Origin of the sequence: Chryseobacterium sp. PMSZPI (assembly GCF_002835665.1) — a bacterium.
Taxonomy (GTDB): domain Bacteria; phylum Bacteroidota; class Bacteroidia; order Flavobacteriales; family Weeksellaceae; genus Chryseobacterium.
In genome coordinates, this window is sequence record NZ_PIZV01000037.1 from 41,385 (window position 1) to 66,027 (window position 24,643).

The 24,643-nt window shown below is 35.8% G+C and carries 20 protein-coding genes; 8 read left to right on the plus strand and 12 right to left on the minus strand.

The annotated features are described in order from the left end of the window. Nucleotides 1-13: 13 nt before the first annotated feature. Complete coding sequence (gene ruvC / locus CW752_RS07775) at nt 14-568, minus strand: crossover junction endodeoxyribonuclease RuvC (protein WP_034692903.1); 555 nt, start codon at nt 566-568, stop codon at nt 14-16. A gap of 102 nt (nt 569-670) precedes the next feature. On the opposite strand from ruvC, the gene CW752_RS07780 reads away from it, so the two are divergent. Both CW752_RS07780 and CW752_RS07785 read left to right on the plus strand, forming a co-directional pair. Beyond that, complete coding sequence (locus CW752_RS07780; protein WP_133121664.1) at nt 671-1,162, plus strand: hypothetical protein; 492 nt, start codon at nt 671-673, stop codon at nt 1,160-1,162. 2 nt (nt 1,163-1,164) lie between these two features. After that, the gene (locus CW752_RS07785; RefSeq protein WP_101239181.1) at nt 1,165-2,514 is read left to right on the plus strand and encodes a M64 family metallopeptidase; all 1,350 of its coding nucleotides are present in this window, start codon (nt 1,165-1,167) and stop codon (nt 2,512-2,514) included. Between the two features lie 34 nt (nt 2,515-2,548). On the opposite strand, the gene CW752_RS07790 is transcribed toward CW752_RS07785, so the two are convergent. Together CW752_RS07790 and CW752_RS07795 are read right to left on the minus strand one after the other, a co-directional pair. Beyond that, a complete protein-coding gene (locus CW752_RS07790) occupies nt 2,549-3,070 on the minus strand; it encodes a 2'-5' RNA ligase family protein (protein ID WP_101239182.1) in 522 nt (173 codons plus the stop codon). 197 nt (nt 3,071-3,267) lie between these two features. After that, nucleotides 3,268-4,389, minus strand: coding sequence for a serine hydrolase domain-containing protein (locus CW752_RS07795; RefSeq protein ID WP_101239183.1), 1,122 nt, complete (start codon nt 4,387-4,389; stop codon nt 3,268-3,270). 167 nt (nt 4,390-4,556) lie between these two features. Here CW752_RS07795 and CW752_RS07800 point away from each other — a divergent pair, with 167 nt between their 5' ends. Then, complete coding sequence (locus tag CW752_RS07800; protein ID WP_101239184.1) at nt 4,557-5,966, plus strand: pyridoxal phosphate-dependent decarboxylase family protein; 1,410 nt, start codon at nt 4,557-4,559, stop codon at nt 5,964-5,966. Between the two features lie 140 nt (nt 5,967-6,106). On the opposite strand, the gene CW752_RS07805 is transcribed toward CW752_RS07800, so the two are convergent. Continuing rightward, the gene (locus tag CW752_RS07805; protein ID WP_101239185.1) at nt 6,107-6,817 is read right to left on the minus strand and encodes a diphthine--ammonia ligase; all 711 of its coding nucleotides are present in this window, start codon (nt 6,815-6,817) and stop codon (nt 6,107-6,109) included. 125 nt (nt 6,818-6,942) lie between these two features. On the opposite strand from CW752_RS07805, the gene CW752_RS07810 reads away from it, so the two are divergent. Continuing rightward, nucleotides 6,943-9,675 (plus strand): M16 family metallopeptidase, encoded by a 2,733-nt coding sequence (locus CW752_RS07810; RefSeq protein WP_101239186.1) that lies wholly within the window; start codon nt 6,943-6,945, stop codon nt 9,673-9,675. Nucleotides 9,676-9,808: 133 nt separating this feature from the next. Here CW752_RS07810 and CW752_RS07815 read toward each other — a convergent pair whose 3' ends face one another. Beyond that, entirely contained in the window at nt 9,809-13,156 is a 3,348-nt protein-coding gene (locus CW752_RS07815) for a methylmalonyl-CoA mutase family protein (protein WP_101239187.1), read from the minus strand. Nucleotides 13,157-13,412: 256 nt separating this feature from the next. On the opposite strand from CW752_RS07815, the gene CW752_RS07820 reads away from it, so the two are divergent. After that, complete coding sequence (locus tag CW752_RS07820; protein WP_101239188.1) at nt 13,413-13,745, plus strand: hypothetical protein; 333 nt, start codon at nt 13,413-13,415, stop codon at nt 13,743-13,745. Here CW752_RS07820 and CW752_RS07825 read toward each other — a convergent pair. Continuing rightward, nucleotides 13,742-14,845, minus strand: coding sequence for a DUF3667 domain-containing protein (locus tag CW752_RS07825; protein WP_101239189.1), 1,104 nt, complete (start codon nt 14,843-14,845; stop codon nt 13,742-13,744). The two genes, CW752_RS07820 and CW752_RS07825, sit on opposite strands and share 4 nt — an antisense overlap. 346 nt (nt 14,846-15,191) lie before the next feature. Between CW752_RS07825 and rplM the strand changes: the two genes are divergently transcribed. The 3 genes from rplM to rpsB all read left to right on the plus strand — a co-directional run bounded on the left by rplM (nt 15,192) and on the right by rpsB (nt 16,987). Further along, the gene (rplM, locus tag CW752_RS07830) at nt 15,192-15,647 is read left to right on the plus strand and encodes a 50S ribosomal protein L13 (RefSeq protein ID WP_027375420.1); all 456 of its coding nucleotides are present in this window, start codon (nt 15,192-15,194) and stop codon (nt 15,645-15,647) included. Between the two features lie 6 nt (nt 15,648-15,653). Then, nucleotides 15,654-16,040: a 30S ribosomal protein S9 gene (rpsI, locus tag CW752_RS07835; protein WP_047373582.1), complete on the plus strand. Its 387-nt coding sequence runs from the start codon at nt 15,654-15,656 to the stop codon at nt 16,038-16,040. Nucleotides 16,041-16,225: 185 nt separating this feature from the next. Further along, complete coding sequence (rpsB, locus tag CW752_RS07840) at nt 16,226-16,987, plus strand: 30S ribosomal protein S2 (protein ID WP_027375421.1); 762 nt, start codon at nt 16,226-16,228, stop codon at nt 16,985-16,987. Between the two features lie 139 nt (nt 16,988-17,126). Here rpsB and CW752_RS07845 read toward each other — a convergent pair whose 3' ends face one another. The 6 genes from CW752_RS07845 to CW752_RS07870 all read right to left on the minus strand — a co-directional run bounded on the left by CW752_RS07845 (nt 17,127) and on the right by CW752_RS07870 (nt 24,569). Continuing rightward, nucleotides 17,127-17,558 (minus strand): DUF6759 domain-containing protein, encoded by a 432-nt coding sequence (locus CW752_RS07845; RefSeq protein WP_101239190.1) that lies wholly within the window; start codon nt 17,556-17,558, stop codon nt 17,127-17,129. Between the two features lie 7 nt (nt 17,559-17,565). Further along, on the minus strand, nt 17,566-18,264 hold the full coding sequence (locus CW752_RS07850; protein ID WP_101239191.1) for a DUF6759 domain-containing protein: 699 nt from the start codon (nt 18,262-18,264) through the stop codon (nt 17,566-17,568). Nucleotides 18,265-18,281: 17 nt separating this feature from the next. After that, nucleotides 18,282-18,959: a tRNA (guanosine(46)-N7)-methyltransferase TrmB gene (gene trmB / locus CW752_RS07855; protein WP_101239192.1), complete on the minus strand. Its 678-nt coding sequence runs from the start codon at nt 18,957-18,959 to the stop codon at nt 18,282-18,284. Between the two features lie 97 nt (nt 18,960-19,056). Then, complete coding sequence (locus tag CW752_RS07860; RefSeq protein WP_101239193.1) at nt 19,057-19,830, minus strand: DUF6759 domain-containing protein; 774 nt, start codon at nt 19,828-19,830, stop codon at nt 19,057-19,059. A 309-nt stretch (nt 19,831-20,139) separates the two neighbouring features. Further along, nucleotides 20,140-20,976, minus strand: coding sequence for a hypothetical protein (locus CW752_RS07865; RefSeq protein WP_101239194.1), 837 nt, complete (start codon nt 20,974-20,976; stop codon nt 20,140-20,142). Between the two features lie 188 nt (nt 20,977-21,164). After that, nucleotides 21,165-24,569, minus strand: a complete 3,405-nt coding sequence (locus CW752_RS07870) for a T9SS type B sorting domain-containing protein (protein ID WP_101239195.1) — start codon at nt 24,567-24,569, stop codon at nt 21,165-21,167. Between the last annotated feature and the right edge of the window lie 74 nt (nt 24,570-24,643).

Consider the following 24,643-nt stretch of genomic DNA (forward strand, 5'->3'; position numbering starts at 1 on the left):
AAAAAGGGCTTTTTTATTTCAATCGATCCGGATTTTGTTTCAAAAAACTTTCCCAGCCCGAGTAGGATTTTGTATCTGCTATCGTTCCGGAATTAAAGTGATGACATACCGCTACTGCCAAACCATCGGAAGCATCCAGATATTTGGTAGGGAATTCTTTGAGCTTAAGAAGATTTTGGAGCATTCCGGCTACCTGTTCTTTACTGGCATTTCCGTTTCCGGTAATCGCCATTTTAATCTTTTTAGGAGAATATTCGGTAATCGGAATATTTCTATAGAGGCTGGCTGCCATCGCAACACCTTGTGCACGGCCCAGTTTAAGCATACTTTGAACATTTTTTCCATAGAACGGAGCTTCGAGAGCCACTTCATCAGGATGGAATTCGTCGATAAGCGATAAAGTCCTTTCAAAAATATATTTGAGTTTCGTTTCGTGATTAGGATATTTCTTTAAGATCAACTCATGGATAGAAACCATCTCCATTTTACCTTTTTTAACGGAGATAATACCAAATCCCATTACAGTCGTTCCGGGGTCAATACCTAAAATTATTTTCTCTGAAATCATTGAGACAAAGATAGGACTTTCTGGAATCTTTTTTATAACGAAAAAAAATCAAAGACTGGTGATTTGTATTTAAATCTTTTTTAACTTTAAGAAAAAATGGTCATGAAAAATTTACTTAACTTATTAATTGTTCCTGTCTTTTTGTTTTATAGTTTTCAGAAAGACAGTGAATTAAAGCTATGTTGGAATTCGACAGTGGAAACGCCAACGAAAATGAGCGACCGGATTATGTATCTGTTTTTTAAAGCAGAAAAAGACGAGTCCGGAAATGAGAAAATTGTTCTTCAGGAGACTAAAATTTCAGAAGGACGATTGAAATTTACCCCTTCTTTTGACCGAAGTGAAATCCGGACCGGAGACTTTATGATTACACTTATAAAAGCAGATGGAAAAGAGGCTGCACAGCAGCTTGTGAAAAATCCATTACATCCTGAACTGGAAGTCTACGAAAAAGAAGGTATTTCCAGACATCAGGCTGCTCTTCAAAATGCTGAATTCAGTGTGAGATTTTCCTATTCTGAAGATATCCGTTCTGTGAAAATTGAAAAATACACAGATTCGGGACTTCGGTTATTATTCACTCAAAAACTATAATCATGAAAAAAATTTTATTATCCCTTTTAATGAGCAGTACTTGTTTTGCTCAGGTATTTGAAAAAGTTTCTCTTTTGCAGAACGGAGCTAATGATAAGCGTATTATCATTGCCGTTTTAGGAGACGGGTTTACTTCAACACAACAAACTTCATTTGTCTCTTCGGCACAGGCAACTATTAATTATCTTTTTACTAAAAGTCCTTATACTGAATATAAAAATTATTTCAATGCCTATGCAGTCAAAGTAGTTTCTGCAGAATCAGGAGTGAAACATCCGGGAACTGCTACAGATGTTACGGAGCCGGTCATCCCTGTTTCCAATCCCAACAACTATCTTGGATCCGGATTTGATAATGGTGTGCATAGATGTATTTACAGCAGTACAACCAATAAAGTAGGACAAGTATTATCGGCTAATGTTCCTGATTACGATATTACCTATGTTTTAGGAAATTCCACTGAATATGGAGGATGTGGAGGAGCCTATGCATTTGCATCGTTAAACGGATCTTCCAATGAGATTGTAGTTCATGAATTGGGACACTCTTTTGGTAAACTGGCTGATGAATATTGGTTTGCCGGTTCAGGAGAATCTCCTAATAAAACACAAACGTCCAATCCTTCAACAATAAAATGGAAAAATTGGGTAGGGTTGAACAATGTAGGGGTTTATCCATATACGGAAAGTCCGAGTTGGTTCAGGCCTCACCAGAGCTGCGAGATGAGGTATCTTAACCAACAATTTTGCTCTGTGTGTAAAGAAGCAATTATTGAAAAAATCCACTCATTGGTTTCTCCGGTAGATTCTTATACCCCTGCCAATAATACAACAGTGAGTGCGGCCGGAAATGTTACTTTTACTGTTAATGAAATTCTTCCCATTCCCAACACGTTGGTAAATTCATGGAACCTAAATGGAACAACGCTGGCAGCAACCGGAAATACAGTAACGATAGCCCCAGCTCAGCTAAACAATGGAAATAATACTTTAGTGTTTTCGGTAACGGATAATAATCCGCTTTTAAAAGTTAATAACCACAGCACTCTTCATTTTACCAATATTACATGGACTCTGAGTGCGTCAACACTTGTAAAAGCTGCAGAAAGAAGATATAGCATTTATCCGAATCCTATAGATGGAGAATTTTATATAAGAGGGAAACAGGATTTTGCAAAAAAGATTAACCTTGAAATATACGACGCTTCCGGTAAACGGATACCTGCACGATGGGAATTGAAAGATTCTTCAACACTATTGGTGAACATTAAGAATGTTCCCTCGGGTTCATATTTGATAAATGTTGTTGAAGACGGACAACAGATTATCTCCCAAAAAATAATAAAAGAGTAAAAAAGGACCTCGGCTTAAATAACCGGGGTCTTTTTTATCCTAGTATCTTTTCTGCAATGGGAATCCACTTTCCATCATGGCGTAAAAGAAGAATTTTATCAACTATAAATTTAGTTTTGTATTCCAGTGTTTCGTATTTTTTCCATGCTTTCAAAAAATTCTCCCATGTCAAATCTCTGTATCCCACAGTCATATGAGGAGTGAAAGAATAACGGATAAAATTAAATTGTTGTTTTACCCTATTGTGAAGTTCTTTTAAATCTAAATTGTTTTCAGGATGAACAAAAATTACTGGATTTTTTGGATTGGCAAAGCTGCCAAAACCATTTAATTCAATTTCAAAAGGAGGCATTTGTATATCGATTTTTTGAAATGCCGTGAAGATATCGCTTTCCAATTCAACCTCTCTGGAGAAAGGAGGAAAAAGAGTAATATGGGCATCATTTTTCAATGCTTTAGAATTACCATATCCGATTGCAAGGTCCTTTTTAAAAACTTTGACCTCCTCTATAATTTCCTGTGGCGGATAGATGGCAATGAAATATAATTTCTTCATAAGGGTGAAATTCAACCAAAGCTAAAGTAGTTAATTTTTACTTTAAGCTGAGTTCGGAATAAGAAAGCTAAAATTAAAGGCTGGAAGTTGTTTTTGGTAATAATAAGTACACTCACCATATAATTAAATTCACTTTAAAAAGAGAAAACAGCTATTGTTAATGGCTTTCATAACTTCCAGCTCCTGACTTCAAATCACTAGTTCTTATCCAGGACTGCGGGTGCTTTAAGTTGATTGATCGTGTTTTCAAGATGATCCGTAATCTTTTTTATTTCGATATGTGGCTTGAAGATCAGGCTTTTCCCTTTTTCCTCATCGGCAATGTTAGACAAGATGATAACAGAGGTTCTTGTTTCCGGATAATAGATGTTCAAAGATGGAGATCCTTTTACATATCCACTATGGAAATAAGAAGTGGGTTTCCCTATATTCAGCATAATCCCATAAGCATACCCCATTTTTCCAAAAATAGGATGATGTCTTTCTGCGCTTTGAGCCATAAATTGTTTGAGGGTTTCAGGTTTTAAGATTTTTCCGCCATACAACGCATTATTCCAAATATGGAGATCCTGAATCGTAGACAGTATTCCTCCGGCAGGAGTACCAATTTCTTTTCCGCCTAATCTTTTCGGCATATTGGGAACCTCTTCATGTTTGCTTCCGTTGCCAAGATAGGCACTGGCGAAATGAGTCCCTTTAAAAATATTGCCTGTGGAAGAGTGATTCATTCCCACTTTTTTGAAAAGCTCCTGAGCGTTGATATCATACGATTTTCCTGAGACTGTTTCAACAATTTTGCCCAAGGCATTAAACCCGTCGTTGGAATAAAAGAAGTTGCTGCCACTTTTAAACATAAGCTTTCCTCCCAACATATTTAATCCTGAAGTGTGGTTCAAAAGTTGGTGAATGGTAATATTTTCATATTCTTTAGTCTGGAATTCTTTCAGGTATTTTGAAACTTTATCCGTAATATTCAGTTTTCCTTGCTCCATTTGAAGTAAAACCATAACGGCGGTAAATTGTTTACTTACAGATCCGATTGCAAAAATAGTATTGCTGTCAATTCTTGTTTTTCTTTTAAAATCAGAAAACCCATTTTCTTTTTCATAAAGCTGTAGGGAATCTTTGAAAACTGCAACACTTCCGTTGAAATGATATTTTTTAAAAACAGAATCAATTTGTTGTTCTAAAAGTGTTTTCTGAAAAGCAGTAATCGTAGAATCAATAATAGCTTTTTTATCAATAGGAGCTCGGGATGTTTCTGTTTTGCATGAAAATAAAAAACAAAAAAGAAGAAGGAACGTTAAATTTTTAATCACGGGTGTTTATTATTTTAGGTTGTAATCTTAAAGATAGTAAAATCTTAAAAAGTCTTAAAGGATGCAAAATCCATGCTAGAATAGGTTTTTTCTATCATGACAAATAGACAATATTCGTTTAGAGACTATTTAATACTTTTGAATAGATTATTCATTATCCAACAATCATGAAAGAACATTTGAAACACGACTTAGAACAAATTAATCATCTATTAGACATCATAAAAAAGCAAGGTGTTGAATACCTGAAGCTTATCGGCGCTAGGCCAACATCTGTAAATCATATTCCTTTATGGGAAACACAGAATCTTCCGGAATCCGGCTACGGAACGGAAGAAACATTAAAAATATTTAATCAAAGATTTGAGCCCATTATGGTGGGTTCATCAGGGCCCCGGTATCTTGGATTTGTGACAGGAGGTACTACACCTGCTTCCGTTGCAGGAGACTGGCTAACCTCAATCTATGATCAGAATACTCAGTCTACCATAGGACAGGGAGATATCTCTGCAAATATAGAACTGGAAACCATACATCTGATATTAGAACTTTTAGGGCTTCCGGATAGCTTTTTGGGAGGATTTGTAACAGGAGCTACCATGTCTAATTTTACCTGCCTGGGCGTTGCTCGTCAGTGGGTGGGAAAAGAGCAGGGGAAGGATATTGCTAAAGAAGGGATTTCAGGATTAATTAAAATCCTTACGGCGACACCACATTCTTCATCCATAAAATCTTTATCACTTTTGGGATTAGGAAGTAATAATATTGTGAAAGTTAAAACAGCAGAAGGAGAACGGGAAGCTATTTGTATAAGAGATTTAGAAGATCAGATGATAAAACTTAATGGGGAACCATTTATTTTAATTTCCAGTGGTGGAACAGTAAATACTGTTGATTTTGACGATTTTATGGAAATCAAAAAATTAAAAGAACAATATAACTTCTGGTGGCATATTGATGCTGCTTTTGGAGGTTTTGCAGCTTGCTCGGAAACTCATAGTCATCTTGTGAAAGGATGGGAATATGCAGACAGTATTACGGTAGATTGCCATAAATGGCTGAATGTTCCTTATGAAAGTGCTGTATTTTTAATCAAAGAACAATACAAAATTTTACAGGTGGAAACCTTTCAAAACTCCAATGCTCCTTATTTGGGAGATCCTTTGGAAAATTTTGGGTATCTAAACTTTCTTCCTGAAAACTCAAGGAGATTAAAAGCGCTTCCTGCATGGTTTTCCCTTATGGCTTATGGTAGAGAAGGCTATAAGAATATTATAAATCAAAATATATCGTTGGCCAATCAGTTCGGGCAATTGCTTGAGCGCAGTAATGATTTTAAATTATTAGCTCCGGTACGGCTGAATACAGTTTGTTTTACCTTAAAAGATAGTGAAAAACAAGATGAGGTTGGACGATTTTTAGAGACTCTTAATGATACCGGAAAAGTATTTATGACTCCTACTTTTTATAACGGACATAGTGGAATTCGGGCAGCTTTTGTCAATTGGATGACAGGTGAAAATGATATTCAATTGATTTTTGAGACAATGAATGAAGTTATTACACAATTGAAGTAAAATTTTATGCCACTAATGCACGAATATTTTAATGCTGTATTTTTAAGAATCATTATTAGGACTATATTTATATAATTTTAAAAAATCACAATATATAAATTTAGCGAAATAATATTATTAGTGCATTAGTGGCCAAAAAACTATTGAGGAACCAGATCACAAAACCAGAAAATGTATTCTTCATCATTGTCTTCGGAAGTAGATTTTGGTTTGGGGTAGGTCTTTTTCACTGTTTCTCCAATTTCAAAAGGTATTGGCTTTTTAAAAATTGGTCCATCAAAGGCAAACGTATGAAATTCACCATTTTCTCCACATGGGTCTACATTTTTGGGTAAATCTTTAATAAAATCATGATCTATGACTCTTCCGGCAAAGCTCTTATCCAAATATGCTCCGTTGACACATGTGACAATGGTTTTAAAACCAAGATCAAGAAACTCATGAATAAGATCTGAGGTATTTCTTTTCCAAAGTGGAAAAATAGCTTTCATCCCGATTGTATTTAATTGTTCTTCACGATACCGGCGAAGATCCTCCAGAAAGATATCTCCAAAAATGGAATGTGTAACTCCTGTAGATTGAATTTCGGACATTGTTTTACTCATAATTTTCTGATACTCTTCCATGGATGGCTCCTTGGGAAGTTCCATTTTTACCAAAGGAACTCCAAGGCTGGAAGCTTGTTGTTCTAAAAGAGATACATGAACACCATGCATGGAAATTCTTTGAAACTCTTCATTAATACTCGTTAACAGAGTACTTATCTCATATCGGTCTTCTTTTAAAATATGGTAAAGAGCTAATGCGGAATCTTTTCCACTGCTCCAATTGAATAGGGCTTTGGGCTTCATTGATGATGGTATAATTAAAATGTAATTTTATTATGAAATTGTAACATTCTGGTGATTTATATTGTCTAATTATTATTGAAATAACATGATAAAACCTTACATTTAAACAAAATTAAATAAAACACATGAAAAATCTATTAATCGGGACAGCAGTCCTGTTTTTTACGGGAGTGGCGAATCCTGTATTTTCGCAAAAAGCTGAGTCTCCCCAATTCGTGAGTAATACGGAAGGTATAAAGGAATATACCCTGAATAACGGAATGAAGGTTCTTTTGATTCCGGATCCTTCTCAGAGTAATATGGTGGTGAACATTATTTACAATGTAGGCTCCAAACATGAAGGATATGGAGAAAAAGGAATGGCTCACCTACTTGAACATATGCTGTTTAAAAGTACTAAAAAATTAGGCGATATTAAAAAGCAACTGTCCGATAAAGGAGGAGATGCTAATGGAACCACTTGGTATGATAGAACAAATTATTATGAAATTTTTCCTTCCAGCGAGGAGAATCTGAAGTGGGCGATAGAAATGGAAGCCGACAGGATGGTGAATGCAACGATCCTTCAGACAGATTTAGATAAAGAATTTTCTGTTGTAAGGAATGAATTTGAAATCGGTGAAAACAGACCTGGAGATGTCTTGATGGAACGTATTGTATCAACGGCCTATTTATGGCATAATTACGGAAACAGTACCATCGGAAGTAAAGAAGATATTGAAAGAGTAAAAGCCCCAACACTTAGAAAATTCTACGAAAAACATTATCAGCCGGATAATGCAACACTTGTTGTAGCAGGTAAATTTGATGAAAAGCAAGCCTTAAACTATATTTCTCAATATTTCTCTACGATTCCGAGACCATCAAGGGTTTTAGACCAAACTTATACTGTGGAGCCTGCTCAGGATGGAGAACGTTTTATAGAGTTGAAGCGCTCGGGAGACAGTAAAATTGTAGGAGCATTATATCATACAGCTCCTTACGCAGATAAAGATTATGCTGCTTTGGATGCATTATCGGAAATTTTAACAGCAGACCCTTCCGGATACCTGTATAAAGCTATGATTGATTCTCATAAAGCAGCTTCAGTATACTCTTATCAGCCGACAGTAAGGGATGCTGCGTACATGTATTTTGGTTTGGAAGTTCCTGCGGATAAAGATGTCAAAGCTGTAGAAAATGATTTCAGAGCAGAATTAGATAAAGTAGCAGCCATTAAATATACGGAACAGGATGTTACAAGAGCAAAAGCTAAGATTTTAAAACAAATCGAAAACACCAAAAACAATACGATCAATTTTGCGATTAGTTTAACGGAAATTGTTGGAGCAGGGAATTATAAACTAGGAATGCTGTATCGCGATAATATTGAAAAATTAACGCTGGCAGATGTTCAGAGAGTTGCTGATAAATATTTTAAAACAAATAATAGAACAGTAGGTGTATTTATCCCCACTAAAGATGAGGTTAGAGTCAAGAATGTTGAATATTCCAACGATCAAATTGCCAGCCTGACGAAGGATTATAAAGGAAAAGCATTAGAAAAAGAAGTGGCTCCTTTTGAAGCCAGCATTAAAAACCTAAAAGCGAATCTTTCAGAAGGGAAACTAAGCAACGGAATGAAGTATGGAGTGATTAAGAAGGAAATAAAAGGAGGGAAAGTTTTAGGAAGCTTCCGTTTTCCTGTAAGTAATGCGAAAGATTTGAGTGGAAAAGTCCAAATAGGAGCTTTGATGGCTCAGGTTATGAAAACCGGAACTAAAACTCATACAAAAGAACAAATCCAGGATATGCTTGACCAGTGGAAGTCAAATATTAGTTTTTCATTCAACGGACAGACTTTATATGCAAATGTAAGTACTTATAAAGAGCATTTACCAAAAGTAATGGGATTAATGAAGGAGATTCTTACCGAGTCGAATTTCCCTGAAGCTGAATTAGCAAAAACAGTCAATGAATACAATACTTATCTGGAAGGCTCTTTAAATGATCCCCAGGCTTTGGCATTTACCGAAATTGAAAAAATTACGGAAAATTATCCTAAAGAAAGTATTTTCTATACACCGTCTTTCAAAGAACAGATTGAGACTAATAAAACCATCAAAAGACAAGAGCTTGTAGATTTTTATAACAAGATTTTAGGAAGTAATAATGGAGTAGGGACAATGATCGGAGATCTGGACGCTAAAACAGCTTCCTCATTAATGGAAAGTACTTTTGCAAAATGGAATTCAAAATCGAATTACGAGCAGGTAAAGCCTGAACTTTTTGCTACCCAAAAACAAGATAAAGAATATTTAACTCCGGATAAAGAAAACGGAGCTGCTGTTGGAAAAATCAGTTTCAGCATGGATAAAAGGAGTCCTGATTATCCGGCATTGGTAATTGCTAATGAAATGCTGGGAAGCGGAGGATTCTTAACATCAAGAATTCCTACAAGACTTCGTGAAAAAGAAGGAATCAGCTATGGTGCAGGATCTTATATTAATGTTCCTTCAGATAATACTGTAGCGTCTTGGGGATGGTATGCGTTCTTTAATCCTACAAAGAAAGATGCTGTGAATAAAGCATTAAAAGAAGAGGTAAATAAAGCTGTAAAAGAAGGATTCAGTGAAGAGGAATTGAAATCGAACCTAAATTCTTGGCTGACTTCAAGAAAAACAGGTTTAGGAAATGACGGAACTTTAATGGGATTGGTTAACAGCCAGCTTCAATATGGTATTCCTTTAGATGATTATGATGCATTGGAAACTAAGGTTTCTGCATTAAAGGTAAGCCAGGTAAATGATGTTCTTAGAAAATACATCAATGAAGACAAACTGACTTCTGTTTTTGCCGGAGATTTTAATAAAAAATAATTTTATAAATATTCAAAAGTAAAACCGCAGATCGCTCTGCGGTTTTTATTTTGTAGTGAAAACAAATAAAAACCTAACAGGATTCTGAATCCTGTTAGGTTTGTTTTATATACTTTGGAAGACAAATTGCTTCTTACATATTTCTTCTGTACTTGCCACCTACTTCAAATAAAGCATTGGTGATTTGTCCTAAAGAACAGAATTTAACAGCATCAATCATAACTTCGAATAAGTTTTGTTGATTGATAGCAGCGTGTTGTAGTTTTTTCAAGGCTTCTTCTGATTTTCCTTCATTGGCTTGTTGGAAGTTGTGAAGTGCCTGGATCTGAGCTTGTTTTTCCTCTTCAGTAGAACGGATAACCTCTCCCGGGAGTACTGTTGGTGAACCATCTTTCCCTAGGAATGTATTCACTCCGATGATTGGATATTCTCCAGTGTGCTTCAACCATTCGTAATGCATAGATTCTTCCTGGATTTTAGAGCGTTGGTACATCGTTTCCATTGCACCTAGTACACCTCCTCTTTCCGTAATTCTGTCAAACTCTGCATAAACAGCTTCTTCTACAAGATCTGTTAATTCCTCAATAATGAATGACCCTTGAAGTGGGTTCTCATTTTTAGCAAGACCTAATTCCTTGTTAATAATCAACTGAATCGCCATAGCTCTTCTTACTGATTGTTCAGTAGGAGTGGTAATTGCTTCGTCATAAGCATTTGTATGAAGAGAATTACAGTTGTCATAGATAGCATACAATGCCTGAAGCGTAGTTCTGATATCATTGAAATCAATTTCCTGAGCGTGTAAGGAACGACCGGAAGTCTGGATGTGGTATTTTAACATTTGGCTTCTTTCGTCAGCACCATATTTCAATTTCATCGCTTTTGCCCAGATTCTTCTTGCTACACGACCGATTACTGAATATTCAGGGTCGATACCGTTAGAGAAGAAGAAAGATAGGTTCGGAGCAAAATCATTGATGTCCATTCCTCTGGATAGGTAATATTCTACATACGTGAAACCATTTGCCAAAGTGAATGCCAACTGAGAAACAGGGTTTGCGCCGGCCTCGGCAATATGATATCCTGAAATAGAAACAGAATAGAAGTTTCTTACTTTTTCTTTGATAAAATATTCCTGAACATCACCCATTAATCTTAAAGCAAACTCAGTAGAGAAAATACAAGTATTCTGGGCCTGATCCTCTTTTAAAATATCAGCCTGAACAGTACCACGGACTGTAGCAATTGTCTTAGCTTTAATTTCAGCATAAACATCAGCAGGAATAATTTCATCACCCGTTAACCCTAAAAGCTGTAATCCTAATCCATTATTGGATGGTGGAAGTTCACCATTATATTGGGGTCTTTCTAGTCCTTTATCATCGAATTTTTCCTTAAGCTTAGCTTCAACTTTAGCTTCTAATCCGTTTTCTTTAATATATTTTTCAACATTCTGATCGATGGCTGCATTCATGAAGAAAGCTAAGAGCATTGGAGCTGGACCATTAATGGTCATGGAAACGGAAGTCAATGCATTTACCAAATCAAACCCTGAGTAGAGTTTTTTTGCATCATCCAAAGTAGCGATAGATACTCCGGCGTTTCCGATTTTACCATAGATATCCGGTGGTAAAGCAGGATCCTGTCCGTATAATGTTACAGAATCGAAAGCGGTAGATAAACGCTTTGCAGGCATTTCTGCAGATACATAATGGAATCTTCTGTTGGTTCTTTCCGGACCTCCTTCTCCTGCGAACATTCTTGTAGGATCTTCTCCCGTTCTCTTGAATGGATAAATTCCGGCTGTATAAGGGAAACTTCCCGGAAGGTTTTCCTGCCCTTTCCATTTGATAAGGTCACCCCAGTCATTGTACTTTGGTAATGCAATTTTTGGGATTCTCAAGTGGGATAGGGATTCTGTTGAGGTTTCCACTTTAATCTCTTTCCCTCTTACAAAATAAGAGTAAAATTCTGCATGGAAAGCCTTTTTTGTATCATCCCAAGTTTTTAGGAAATCGATATTATCTTGCTGAAGCTCTTTTTCTGCCTTTTGGTATTCAGTGTCTAAAGCTTCATTAGAAATTATATTTTTAACCCCTTCAATATGATACATTTTTCTGGCTAGCTCAGCTTGCTTTTCAACATTGGTATCATACTGTTTGTTATTTTCAACAATTTCAGAAAGATAACGAACCCTTTTTGGAGGGATAATTGTTACTTCGTCTGTAACTTCTTGTTCAACAAATGTTTTTAAATGTAAATCAGCAAATTTCTCATTTACTTTAGAAACTAATCTATTGTATAATTCTGTTGTCCCGTGATCGTTGAACTGAGATGCTTTTGTTGCGTAAACCGGCATTTCATCCAATTGTTGTTCCCATAATAAATGGTTTCTCTGGAACTGTTTTCTTACCGCTTGAAGAGCGTCAAGAGCACCACGCTTATCAGATTTATTTAATGCCACTAAATCGGCATAATCCAGCATGTCTATTTTTTCCAATTGTGTAGAGGCTCCATATTCGGGAGTCATTACATACATGGAAACATCTGCAAAGTCCGACACTTCTGAACCTGATTGTCCAATACCTGAAGTTTCAAGGATAATCACATCAGGATGAGCCAGTTTCAATACATTCAATGCGGAATGGATAAATGGAGACACAGAAACATTGTTTTCTCTGGTTGCCATAGAACGCATATAGACCCTGGGATCATTGATGGCATTCATACGAATTCTGTCGCCGAGAAGAGCCCCTCCTGTTTTCTTTTTAGAAGGGTCAATAGAAATGATAGCAATTTTTTTATCGATATTGGAACGTAGAAAACGTCTAACCAATTCGTCTGTTAAAGAAGATTTTCCTGCACCTCCGGTACCTGTAATACCGATAATCGGGATATTTAAATCTTTGGATTGCTCGTCGATAGCTTTTACCAATTCTGGTTTTTCATCCGAAAAGTTTTCAACAGCAGAAATAATCTGTGCAATACTTGAAGGGTTTTCAAAACTGATGGCTGCCAGATCTTTTGGGGTAACATCTTTTCCGGTAGCAAAGTCTGATCTGTGTACTAAATCATCAATCATTCCTTGTAAGCCAAGTTCGCGGCCGTCATCCGGAGAATAAATTCTGTCGATACCGTAAGACATCAGGTCTTTGATTTCTTCCGGGAGGATTACACCGCCACCGCCACCAAAAATTTTGATCTGTGGTGAATTCTTTTCTCTTAAAAGATCATAGATATATTTGAAATATTCGTTGTGACCTCCTTGGTAGGATGTTAACGCAATAGCATTGGCATCTTCCTGGATTGCTGTATTCACAACTTCCTCTGCTGATTTGTCGTGTCCTAAGTGAATGACTTCGCATCCGGTTCCCTGGATGACGCGACGCATAATATTGATCGCAGCATCATGTCCGTCAAATAATGAGGCCGCTGTTACGATTCTTACCTTGTTGGTTGGAGTATATTTTTGGGTTTCCATAAAAATTCTAGAAAGTTTCTAAGTTTTCAAATATAATAATAAAAAAAGAACCTTGTGTTTGATTTTATATTGTTGACTTTCAATATTTTGAGATGCTTTATTTAATAAAAACTCTCCAGTTTTAGGTTTGATAATTTAAAAGTGTTCAGGTTCGGTAGTTGCAGAATTAAAAAAGATTGCAAGATTTCATTTACAAATTGGTATATCCTTACATTCTCGAATTAAAATTTTTACTTTTGCATCATATTTTACAGACATGCAAAAAGCTTTGATATATTTCGCGTTGGGAACAGTAGTAAGTTTCCTTATCAATTACTTCTTTTTAAGTTCACAAAATATTGGATTGGATATTTATTATGCCTTTGCTTTTGGTTCTGCCTGGGGGATAGCTTATTATTTAGATACTCCCAACTTTACGTTACCACAAAAATTAGGATTGTCTTTTGTGGCTATGGGACTTCTTGTTTTAATAGGAACTCTGCTTTTTGACCTTAAATTGGCGATCCCTTCGATATTAAAGTTTTCTACGGTTTTTGTGGCCTACTATTTATTTGCCAGCTTCAGAGGAAATAAATCACTTCGTCGCTAGTGCATCATCCAGAAACTGACATATAGCAGAATCAGGAACATAATCAGTATACCAATAGAATTTACGATAAATAATGCCATTCCCTTTAGAATGCTTGTGCTCTTTTTGGTATCGTATACTCTGTGGTGAGCTACAAAGAAATATACAGACATATATACCAATACAGCAGCATATAGCAATATCATCACGAAGGTAATGATACCGTTATCAGGTAATAAACTTCGTATTTTGGGAAGAAATATCAAAATAAGAGTGCTCAGTAGCAGGAATGAAAAATAATGGAGCGTAAAGATTCCATGATCAAAAAACCACCATCTTTTTTTGTTGTGAAACACCCATAAGAAGAAGGCAAATACAGGCAGGTAAACAAATAAAGCTTTCGGAAGTGTATGAACCAAAGTTTCTGTAAATCGTTTTGAAATTTCATCATGGCTAAGTCCGCTGTCCTGAAGATGAAATAGTTTTTTAGCAAAGGGTCTTATGTAAGCATAAGCAATATCTTTCTTCACATGGGAAATGGAGTCAAATTGTTCCATATTCTTTGCGCCCAGAATAATTAATTTTCCATTGGATGCTTTATCGATAAGACTGGTGTCAGAATCATCTTTTATGTCATTAAGTTTTATAGATTCATCCTCTTTCGGAAGATTTATATCTTCCTTGTGAAGTGTAATTCTTTTTTTCAGGGTGTCTGTAATTTGTGCAATTTCTTTTGGAGTCTCCTTCTTTTCTTTTATAACCTGGAGAGTATTGTCTCTGTTGGGCGTATTGTCCTCCGTTTTAGAATGTGAAAAAAGAGAAGGTAAAAAGAAAGTAATAAAACTTATAAAAATATACAGTTTTACAGGGGCTACATAGATTTGCCTTTTACCGGCTAAATATTCCTGAGTAAGTTTGCCGGGGCGGGTAAACAAGTATTGTATGGTTTTCCAGAATTGGCCATCGTAATGGGTAAAGTCTTCAATGAAGTGGGTAAAGAGGAAATGAAAAGGTTGTTTGCTTTCAATATTTTCCTGCCCGCAGTGTGGGCAGAATCTTTCTTCGACGTGGTGTCCGCAGTTCAGACAGGTTTTGTCTTCTCTGATCTTTCCGTGGCTCATGGATGAAAAAGTTTGTAGCAAAGATAAATATTTCGAAAGATAAAATAATGATATCGATAAGTTTTTGTGGGAATTTTTAAAGTAAATTGAATAAAGAAAGAGTTGAGGGAAGAAACTCTTACTTTATCAGTTGTGTTTTTAGAATCTTCTAAACGTTTTTTTTCATCGCAACAACAATTTACAAGTTTTATGCCAAAGCTTAAGGATGTGTTAAAATCTATTAAAAATATCTAACGGGTACAGCTTTCTATAGATTAAATAAAATATGTTTTTGAGATATAAAAATTATTTGTACCTTTGCACACCCTTTTAGGGGTAAATTATGTTTAATCTTTAACTAAAACGTGTGAATACATTAAGTTACAAAACTGTTTCAGCGAACAAAGCTACTGCTAATAAAGAATGGGTTGTGGTAGACGCTGAAGGACAGCCGTTAGGTAGATTAGCTTCTACGGTTGCAAAGATTTTGAGAGGTAAGCACAAAACGAATTTTACACCTCACGTAGATTGTGGTGATAACGTAATCGTTTTGAATGCTGGGAAAATTACACTTTCCGGAAACAAGTGGGCTGATAAGACTTACATCTGGCATACAGGATATCCTGGAGGACAGAAGTCTATGACTGCGGCTGAACTTCAAAAGAAAGATTCTTTAAAGGTATTAGAGAAGTCTGTAAAAGGTATGTTGCCTAAAAACAGATTAGGAGCTGCTATCCTTAAAAATCTTTATTTATATGAAGGAACTGAGCACAAACATGAAGCTCAACAGCCTAAAACAATTAATGTTAACGAATTTAAATAATTAATTATGTCTATAGTTCACAAAATCGGAAGAAGAAAAACTTCTGTAGCAAGAGTTTATGTAAGACCAGGTTCTGGAAACATTACAGTAAACGGTAAAGATGCTAAAGAATATTTCTCTACAGACGTGATGGTTTACAAATTAAACCAACCGTTCATCCTTTCTGAGACTGTTGGTCAGTATGACGTTACCGTAAACGTATTCGGTGGTGGTAATACAGGTCAGGCAGAGGCTATCAGATTAGGTATTTCAAGAGCTTTATGCGAAATCAACGCTGAGTTCAGATTAGCATTAAAGCCAGCTGGTTTACTTACAAGAGACGCAAGAATGGTGGAAAGAAAGAAGCCAGGTCAGAAAAAAGCAAGAAAGAGATTCCAATTCTCAAAACGTTAATTTTTTTTCAGACATCAGATTGGAGATGTCAGATTTCAGACTTTTTTTGTCTGGTATCTTATATCTGAAATCTATTAATCTAAATTTAAAATTGCCCGTTACGTTTAGCATCCAAACGCTTCTCCCATCTAAAGAAGTTGTTGATTGTTTAAAAGACGGAAAGTAAACTAACAAAAACAGAAAACATGGCAAAAGCAAATGTAAAAGACCTTTTAGAGGCTGGCGTACACTTCGGTCACATGACGAGAAAGTGGAATCCAAATATGGCTCCATACATTTTTATGGAGAAAAACGGTATTCACATTGTAGACTTACATAAAACAGCAGTTAAATTGGACGAAGCTTGTAATGCTTTAGAAAAATTAACTTCTGCAGGTAAAAAAGTTCTTTTCGTAGCTACTAAGAAGCAAGCGAAAGAAGTTGTTGCAAAACACGCTTCTGAACTTAATATGCCTTATATTACAGAAAGATGGCCTGGAGGTATGTTAACGAACTTCGTTACTATCAGAAAGGCGGTAAAGAAGATGAACTCTATCGACAAAATGAAAAAAGACGGTACGTTCGAAACTTTATCTAAAAAAGAAAGATTACAAGTTGACAGACAAAGAGCTAACCTGGAGAAGAACTTAGGTTCTATCGCTGACATGGTGAGACTTCCTTCTGCTGTATTTGTAGTTGATATCTTAAGAGAACACATCGCGGTAACTGAAGCTAAGAAACTAGGTATTCCAGTTTTCGGTATCGTTGATACAAACTCTGACCCTAGAAAAGTTGACTTCGTTATCCCAGGAAACGATGATGCTTCTAAGTCTATTGATATGATCCTTAGCGTAGTTTCTGAATCTATCAAAGAAGGTCAGTCTCAAAGAAAAGCTGATAAAGAAAAATCTAAAGAAGAAGGAGAAAAAGTATCTGCTGATACAGATGCTGATTTCGATGCAGAATAATTAAAGATTTTCTTTAATATAGGAAAAACGCTGGATTTCGATCCAGCGTTTTTTTTGTTTGCTTTAGAGCTATATTTTTGCCTGGTGAAGGGTTTATATAAGAAATATAAAAACCCACAATTTGCGGGTTTGTTTGTTCTTAATTGGAGAGTTTTACAGAATAAGAAGTTGTAATGAACTTTGTTGATTGATAACTGGAATTGCAAACCGTTCCTGATAATCTGTAATTTTGATTTTTTGGAACCATTGTATATCCCATTTTTCCCGCCGTTATAGGAATCTTTTTAAAGAAATTGTTTCCGCTTATCGTAAGTACCATATTGCATGGAGATCTATTTTCTACTGAAATGGATGTTCTGGGATTACCCGGATCATCATCATTAAGAAGATCGTTCAATACTTCTGCCGTCTCAGGTTTATAGGTCTTGATTAGCTCACTATATTCTCTTTCTGCACTGGCAGCATTTCCGGAGTTATTAGTCGGATAAGGCCTTATCGGATAACCGCCATAGTTAACACTGCAGCTGGTAAGGATACAAGATATCCCTGTAAGAATTAATAGCTTCTTCATACCTGTTTTATTTTTTTACTTTACGTTTTTTCAAAGATTTTTCCGATTCAATTTCTTTCAATGCAGTTTCCTGATTCTTGTTTACTTCAGAAGTAGATTGCCCGGGATTATCAATCGTAACAAAGATACTTTTTTTTATATCTTTCTGAGAGGTGTATTTCATATCACAAACATTGCTCTTAAGAGTATAAAAACCCTTATTGACTATAATGAAGTTTTCTCCGTGAGCAGGGACAGCAAGGTTATAATAGTCTTGTCCTTCAATTTTTAACACAATATTACAATCCGAGTTATTTTTGAACAAAAGGATGGCCTCTTTTTTGGTAATGTCTTCATTGAGCATTGCATTCAGAAATTGTGCAGTTCTATTTTTGTGTTCTGCAGAACTTTCCGCAAGTAATCGTTTAAATTCTGCTGCTTCCTCTGAATTTGGATCTTTCATGGCATTCTTTGGAATATCTGAGATGACCGGCCTTGCCTCCATAGGTTTGGCATTGTGGGCACCTTTTGTCCATTCAGAGTTTTTTAATGCAATAAGTTTAGGCTTCAGCACACTTCTTTTAGGATCGTCAGGATGTGCGTTCTTTAGATATTCTTCAATTTCTTTGACATTTGTGCTTTTTAGAATGTCTTTGCTTTTTTGTGCATATGTAAAGCCCGGGATAAGAAAAGTGAAGAATAAAATCGTTAAAAAATTTTTTTTCATCAATGTTAATTATTTCATCAGCTTATCCGGAATTTAATATACGTTATTGTTTTTCCTTTAGCCGAGAATAATTCTTCATAATATGTCTTAATATCTCTCAGATGGGGTGTATTAGGATCATATTCCGGTGCACCATAGATATCATGATGCGCGGTAATGATTTCATACCCGGCGCCTTGTAAATATCCAAGTGTATATCCGTGTAAAAATTCTGAATCAGTTTTTAAATGGATAATTCCACCGGGCTTCAGGAATTTTTTATAACGATTTAAAAAGTCCGGATGGGTTAATCTGTGTTTTGTTCTTTTATATTTAATTTGTGGGTCTGGAAAAGTAATCCAGATCTCATCCACTTCATTCTCTGCAAAGAAATGATCAACAAGCTCGATTTGTGATCTTAAAAAAGCTACATTATTCATATTGCTCTCTACAGCTTCTTTAGCACCAAACCAAAATCTGGCTCCTTTAATATCGATACCGATAAAGTTTTTTTCAGGAAATGTTTTGGCAAGTCCTACAGAATATTCTCCTTTTCCACAACCTAATTCCAAAACGATCGGATGATCATTTTTAAAGAAGTTTTCTCTCCATTTCCCCTTCAATTCAAAGCCATTTAAAGCATCTTCTCTTGTAGGTTGGATTACGTTTGGTAATATTTTGTTTTCTGCGAATCTTGCTAATTTATTCTTGCCCATTGAGTCATTTATAAAATGACTGCAAAAATAGTAAAATTTACATAGATTTTTGTCTTTTGGTACTAAAAGACATGCTGAGAATATGTTTATTATCTCATTATTGAGCTGCTGCACTTCCCAAAGCAACCATGATTGGCCTTTGAACTGTTTTTTGTGAAGCATATTGTGCGCCGCAAACAAGGCTTGTGAAAAGATATTGTCCTTTTTCTATCACGATTGAATTTTCTCCCTGAGCGGGTACGGCAAGTCGGTATTTGGTGGTTCCCACGCCTTCCATACGTACAATAATATTACAATCTGATTTGTTTTGAATTAAGACGATACACTCCTTGGTATTAGGGTCGTTGTCAAATAGGGAATTGAGGATTTTAACTGTTTTGTTTTTGTGTTCAACAGGAGTTACTGCCATCAGCATATTGAATTCTTCGGCTTCTGCATTGGGAATAGCTGTGTTCGTACTGGCATTGATGACATAAGTATTTTGAGCGTTGCTTGGAGTATATTTATCAGTGGCTTCCTTAGAGGCTAATTCAGCTTTATATTTTGCGATTTGTTTTTGTTTGATAATAGCATTCATTTCATCGAAAGAGATCTTTGTAGAGGGTCTTCTTTTCAATAATGCAAGCATTTCCTGCATATCTTTTACCTTTTGATCGGCAGGATGTGCATTTTTGATATATTCTCTCATCAATTCCATCACTCTGGGCTTTAAGACCGATCTTCGTGGGTCATCAGGATGAGCGTCTCGTAAAAAAGCATTGATTTCATAGATATTATTGCTTTTCATAATATCACTGTAATCTTTTCCTTTCTTTTGAGCTGATAGACTTAAAAACAAAACCGAACTAAAAAGTAAAAGTATTTTTTTCATTAATATAGATTAAGTTAAAAATTGAGTACTTTTCTTAATTTGTGTTTGGTGGTATTAGTTTTATTATGATAACGAAATACTATTGTTTTTATTTTAAACACTTGATCGTGACATAAAAATAAACATATTTTTGAATATTGAAGAAAAGTTTACAGTTAAAATTACATTCTTAATAGAAATAAGCATGAGCTGCTGTTAATAGCTTGTTCATGGTTGTCTTGTATATTCTGGTGAAGCCTATTAAAAAAAACCATGAAACTATTGCTCCATGGTTTTTTATTTTCACTGGTCCGTAGGACGTGGTGAGAATTATTTATTAACGGTTTCCGGCTTGCTGTTAGTAACCTCCGGTTGTTTGATATTGATAATGTCCTGAAGGTTTGAATTTTTCAATCTTTTCTGATAAATCGGAAGATACTTTTCAATCGGGATTTTTACAGCTTCAAAATTTCCGGCAAGTACATAAGGCTGAATATTTTCAGAAGTATAAACAAATTGAAGGAAATTATCAATCAGGTTTTCAGGAATTTTAAACTTCGTGAAATAATCTTTCCCTAAATAGTTTTTGATCTGAGTAACAGAACTATTCATTGTTTCATAGGCTACATATCGTTGTTTTTTCTTTCTTTCCCCGGAAAGAATATCGTAAATACTTTCTAAGCTGAAAGTTAATCCTCCATCTCTAAATCCGGCTACCGGAAGTTCCGGAGGAGTTCCGTCACCTTTAGGTTCAGGCAGTCCGATCACCTTTTTAATGGCTAATGCTTTATCCGGTTTTCTTAAAGAATTTACATCATATTTAAGGTTCCCGGTTGGTTTGAACCTGTTAAGAACAATCTCCTGAATTTCATAATAGGCGATTTTAAGTTCAATCAGATTTTTTTGTTCGATCAATTGTGGGGTAAGTTTGATGTCCTTTCTTTCGGTAACGATAGAGGTAAAACGAATAACATCACCGGGATTGGCCGGAATATTAAAGCCACCGTTATAATCGGTAAGAACAGTTTTTTGAGTGTTAAGATTGGTCACATATACCTGGTTGAGATATAAAATAGAATTGTCTCTGAGAAATACCTCTCCAGAATATGTTTGAGCATTGATTTTTGCCAGAAAAACCAATAACAGTAGAGTAAACAGTTTCTTCATATAATTTGGCAAAATTACATAGAAATACAGCAATTTATATTGTGTTAGATAGGGAATGCTGGTTAAAGTTATATTAAACTTTGAGATTAAAGTGTTAATGAGTGTTATAATCTTGCTTTTAAGCTAAATATAAATTTAAAAAATCAATAAAAAAGCTGAAAAAAATATTTCTTTCAGCTTTTTATATTTTATCTATGTTTTACCAGTAGCCAGCTTGAATACTTCACTGAAAGGCTGGAACCATATTCTGTCCAGCTTATAAAATACCAATAAGTAGCTGTAGGAACATATCTTCCGCCAATTCTTCCATCCCAGATATATTTGTTTTCGCGATTACCTCTGAAAACTTCGGCTCCATATCGGTCAAAAATACGGAATTCAAGATTATCATTGGCCATTAATGCAGAATAGTCAATACCTTCATTATACCCGTCTCCGTTGGGTGTGATGGTGTTGATAAGGTTAATAATGGCAAATGGCTTTTTGACTTCTTCACAAAATTTAGTATCTCTTACAAATATGTAGTGAGCACCCCTTGGTACATTGTGGAAAACATTTGAACTTTGCCAAACAACCCCATCCAATGAATATTCATAAGGTGGGATCCCCCCACTTGCTCCGACTTTTACAGAGGTTCCGTCAATTTCAATAGATGTAATGATTGGAAGTGATAATTCTGTGACATTTACATATTGTTTATAAACACAGCCGTTTGAAGTGAGCTCTACCCAGTAACTTCCAACAGAAACATTGGTAATTGAAGGTGTTGTGGCACCGGTGCTCCATAAATATTTATCAAATCCAGGTCCCGCATCCAATGTTGTCGTTGTTTTTGGACAAATAGCCTGATCTTTTAAAAGATCAGATTTTTTAGGGATTTTGATTGTAATTTTAAGTATGCCGACTTCCGGACAGACTCCATTTTTTTCAAAACGAATATAAAATGTCTGGGAATTGGTGATATTCACGGCTCCGTTAATCTGATTCGTATTATTTTGTGCATCAGTTAAGGTTCCGTAAAATGTGAAAGTAACATTTGGATCTAAAGTAAATTGAGGAATAAACTGTGCTAAATTAACTGCTTTTATTCCATCTAAATCATCATCACATACATCAGTTACAATGGAAGATTTTATCAATGGAACTCTGGAACCAATACTAAATTGTAAAGGTTTGATCACCGGCGCACATCCATCTGGAGAATCTACTCTTATATAAATTGTGGTAGTTGTTGTATAGCTCCAGTTATTGGGAAGTGTATTGGCATTTCCGGCATTAGCATCAGTAAGGTTTGCATAATATCTTACATTGGTAAAATAAGTGGTATTATTAAGAACTATAGGAGTGATATTGGAAAGCATGATATTTACAGTACCGTCCATATTATCGTCACAGAAAATGCCATTGTAATTATCCACTACAATTGCTTTGTTATAAAGGTTTAAGGTTATTTGAGCAATGGCCTTACATCCGATATTATTTTTTATCACTGCATATACGATCGTCCCGTTAGGTGCGGAATATAAATTGGGAGTAGTAATCAGCGCAGCAGGGTTTTCTGTCTGAGCATCTGCTAACGTAGGATAATAGGTAATGGTAACTGGAGTGTTGGTAGTAACATTTGCTGTAGTAAGATTAAATGTTCCTTGTCCATTGATATCACAAGCATGTAATGTCGCATTGGTGACAATCACAGGTTGGATATTTAGGGTTACGGTTACCGTTTCACAATCCGGAAAATCAGGATCGTTGCCACAAAATGTGTAGGTGAAAGTATCATTTCCGGTTGTACCCGGATTATTAGCAGTGTAGGTAATCACTCCGGTAGTAGGATTGATAACGGCTGTCCCTAGTGCAGGAGGGTTGGTAATGGCTACTGTAGCAGGAACAGGAGTTTGTTGTGAACTACTGAATGTAGGAGTGATGGTAAGATTATTACATACATTGTAGTTGGTGGTCGTTAATTTTGTACAGTTTGTAACTTTAAATTGTTCTGTAACTAAAGGAGCACAACTTCCCATCGTTACAGAGCAAGTATAGTATCCAGGCAGGGTAGGATTGATGGATGAAGCTGTTGCACCGTTAACGAGTATCCCGTTTCTGTACCATTGGTAAGTATCGTAAATAATAGGGTCTACAGTAAGAACAATTCCCGGGATACAACTTCCACCTGATTGTAAAATCACAGGTTGAGTAGGAAAGCCGGCAAAAAAGCCTCCATATCCTACAGCATCACTTCCTGCAGTAATTCCTGCAGTAATAGCCTTACTGGAAGTTATCGTTATTGTTCCGGTTACATTCGGAATTCCGTAAGTTACCCAGTTGGTTGTTCCGGTCATATCATACGGACCTGAAGCCACAGGAGGTGTGACCCCGTTTACTGTTACAACAGCTCCTCTTTCTGTAATGAGATTCAGTTTGGTAGGAATATATAAGATTCCGTTAGGAGCCGCATTGGAATGAACGAAATTTTCATTGATGAAGCCAAGTTCATTAATCTGCTTAGGAAGGTAGCAGTTGAGTGCAGGAATAAAATTGAAGCCACCGGTAGCTACCTCATTACCTGTAGTGGACTGGTCGCCGGCCAAAATTTGATAGACATAAGCATTTTTAGAAGTCTTGATATAAAGGTTATAATGTTGTCCTCCACCCTGAGAGCTGTATTTCGTATCAGGAATAACAAAATACTGTCCGGTATTGAGCGTTGCAATGGGAGTAAGTTCATTATTGACTCGAATCTGAGTATTGTCTTCCGTAGCGATAACGACAGCTCCTTCCATGTTGGAACCGATACTCCCGTTACCTTTTACGAGAGCAAATTCAGTTCCAAGCCTGTTGACAGGTACCGCCTGATCCATTAAGATGTCAGAACTGGAAGGGTAGTCTCCGGCATATTGTCCGTTAAAGTTTCCATTTGTGACATTAATGGGTTTGTTTGATGTGATTTTAGATCCGATAAATCCATCAAAATTTCCCGTGATGTTTCCAATGCCATCAATGATATATGATTGTCCTTTATTTAAAGTAAAAGTTAGAGTGGGGTTAGTCGCTCCGGTTGTACCATTAGAAAATTGAACAGTCGGTTTATAACCTGTAATGGAGACTGTCGTGTTATCTTCAGTAGCAAGAACACTGGTCATGAAATTCAAAATATTATTACTGACGGTGATGGGTGCGGAAGCGGCAAAGAATGTTTTTCCGGTGGAAGGTATTCCTTTGGATGTAATGATCTCTGCATGATTGAATACTGAGAATCTCAAATTAGCATAAAAAGGAAAATCCGCTTTCAGATATAATCCTTTTGTAGTAGGAGTAAACAAATCTGCTTGCTGTGTCGTAATGATATAGCTTCTTAAGACATCAAATTTTTGGGGATTGTTTTTACTGATATTTACAGTCCCGATTAAAATATTGTTGTTGTAAATGCTAACCGGAAAAGAGGTTGTTCTGTTGGTAGACAAATAAAGTTTCTGATATGGGTTGGGACTACCCGTTCTATCTACCATGGGTGCAAACCAATGCTCCCTGTCTAATTGAGCGAAAGTAAAGGTGAAAATATAAAATATAAATAAAAAAGATAGAGTTTTCTTCATTTAGTGACGGTATTTATCACAAATTTAACAATAAAATATATTGGTTGTTTGAAAATGTAATAAAAAAACCACGA

Coding starts and splice junctions, on each gene's coding strand:
- ruvC (WP_034692903.1), bottom strand. CDS start 568: ATGATTTCAGAGAAAATAATTTTAGGTATTGACCCCGGAACGACTGTA.
- CW752_RS07780 (WP_133121664.1), top strand. CDS start 671: ATGAAAAATTTACTTAACTTATTAATTGTTCCTGTCTTTTTGTTTTAT.
- CW752_RS07785 (WP_101239181.1), top strand. CDS start 1,165: ATGAAAAAAATTTTATTATCCCTTTTAATGAGCAGTACTTGTTTTGCT.
- CW752_RS07790 (WP_101239182.1), bottom strand. CDS start 3,070: ATGAAGAAATTATATTTCATTGCCATCTATCCGCCACAGGAAATTATA.
- CW752_RS07800 (WP_101239184.1), top strand. CDS start 4,557: ATGAAAGAACATTTGAAACACGACTTAGAACAAATTAATCATCTATTA.
- CW752_RS07805 (WP_101239185.1), bottom strand. CDS start 6,817: ATGAAGCCCAAAGCCCTATTCAATTGGAGCAGTGGAAAAGATTCCGCA.
- CW752_RS07810 (WP_101239186.1), top strand. CDS start 6,943: ATGAAAAATCTATTAATCGGGACAGCAGTCCTGTTTTTTACGGGAGTG.
- CW752_RS07815 (WP_101239187.1), bottom strand. CDS start 13,156: ATGGAAACCCAAAAATATACTCCAACCAACAAGGTAAGAATCGTAACA.
- CW752_RS07820 (WP_101239188.1), top strand. CDS start 13,413: ATGCAAAAAGCTTTGATATATTTCGCGTTGGGAACAGTAGTAAGTTTC.
- CW752_RS07825 (WP_101239189.1), bottom strand. CDS start 14,845: ATGAGCCACGGAAAGATCAGAGAAGACAAAACCTGTCTGAACTGCGGA.
- rpsI (WP_047373582.1), top strand. CDS start 15,654: ATGTCTATAGTTCACAAAATCGGAAGAAGAAAAACTTCTGTAGCAAGA.
- rpsB (WP_027375421.1), top strand. CDS start 16,226: ATGGCAAAAGCAAATGTAAAAGACCTTTTAGAGGCTGGCGTACACTTC.
- CW752_RS07845 (WP_101239190.1), bottom strand. CDS start 17,558: ATGAAGAAGCTATTAATTCTTACAGGGATATCTTGTATCCTTACCAGC.
- CW752_RS07850 (WP_101239191.1), bottom strand. CDS start 18,264: ATGAAAAAAAATTTTTTAACGATTTTATTCTTCACTTTTCTTATCCCG.
- trmB (WP_101239192.1), bottom strand. CDS start 18,959: ATGGGCAAGAATAAATTAGCAAGATTCGCAGAAAACAAAATATTACCA.
- CW752_RS07860 (WP_101239193.1), bottom strand. CDS start 19,830: ATGAAAAAAATACTTTTACTTTTTAGTTCGGTTTTGTTTTTAAGTCTA.
- CW752_RS07865 (WP_101239194.1), bottom strand. CDS start 20,976: ATGAAGAAACTGTTTACTCTACTGTTATTGGTTTTTCTGGCAAAAATC.
- CW752_RS07870 (WP_101239195.1), bottom strand. CDS start 24,569: ATGAAGAAAACTCTATCTTTTTTATTTATATTTTATATTTTCACCTTT.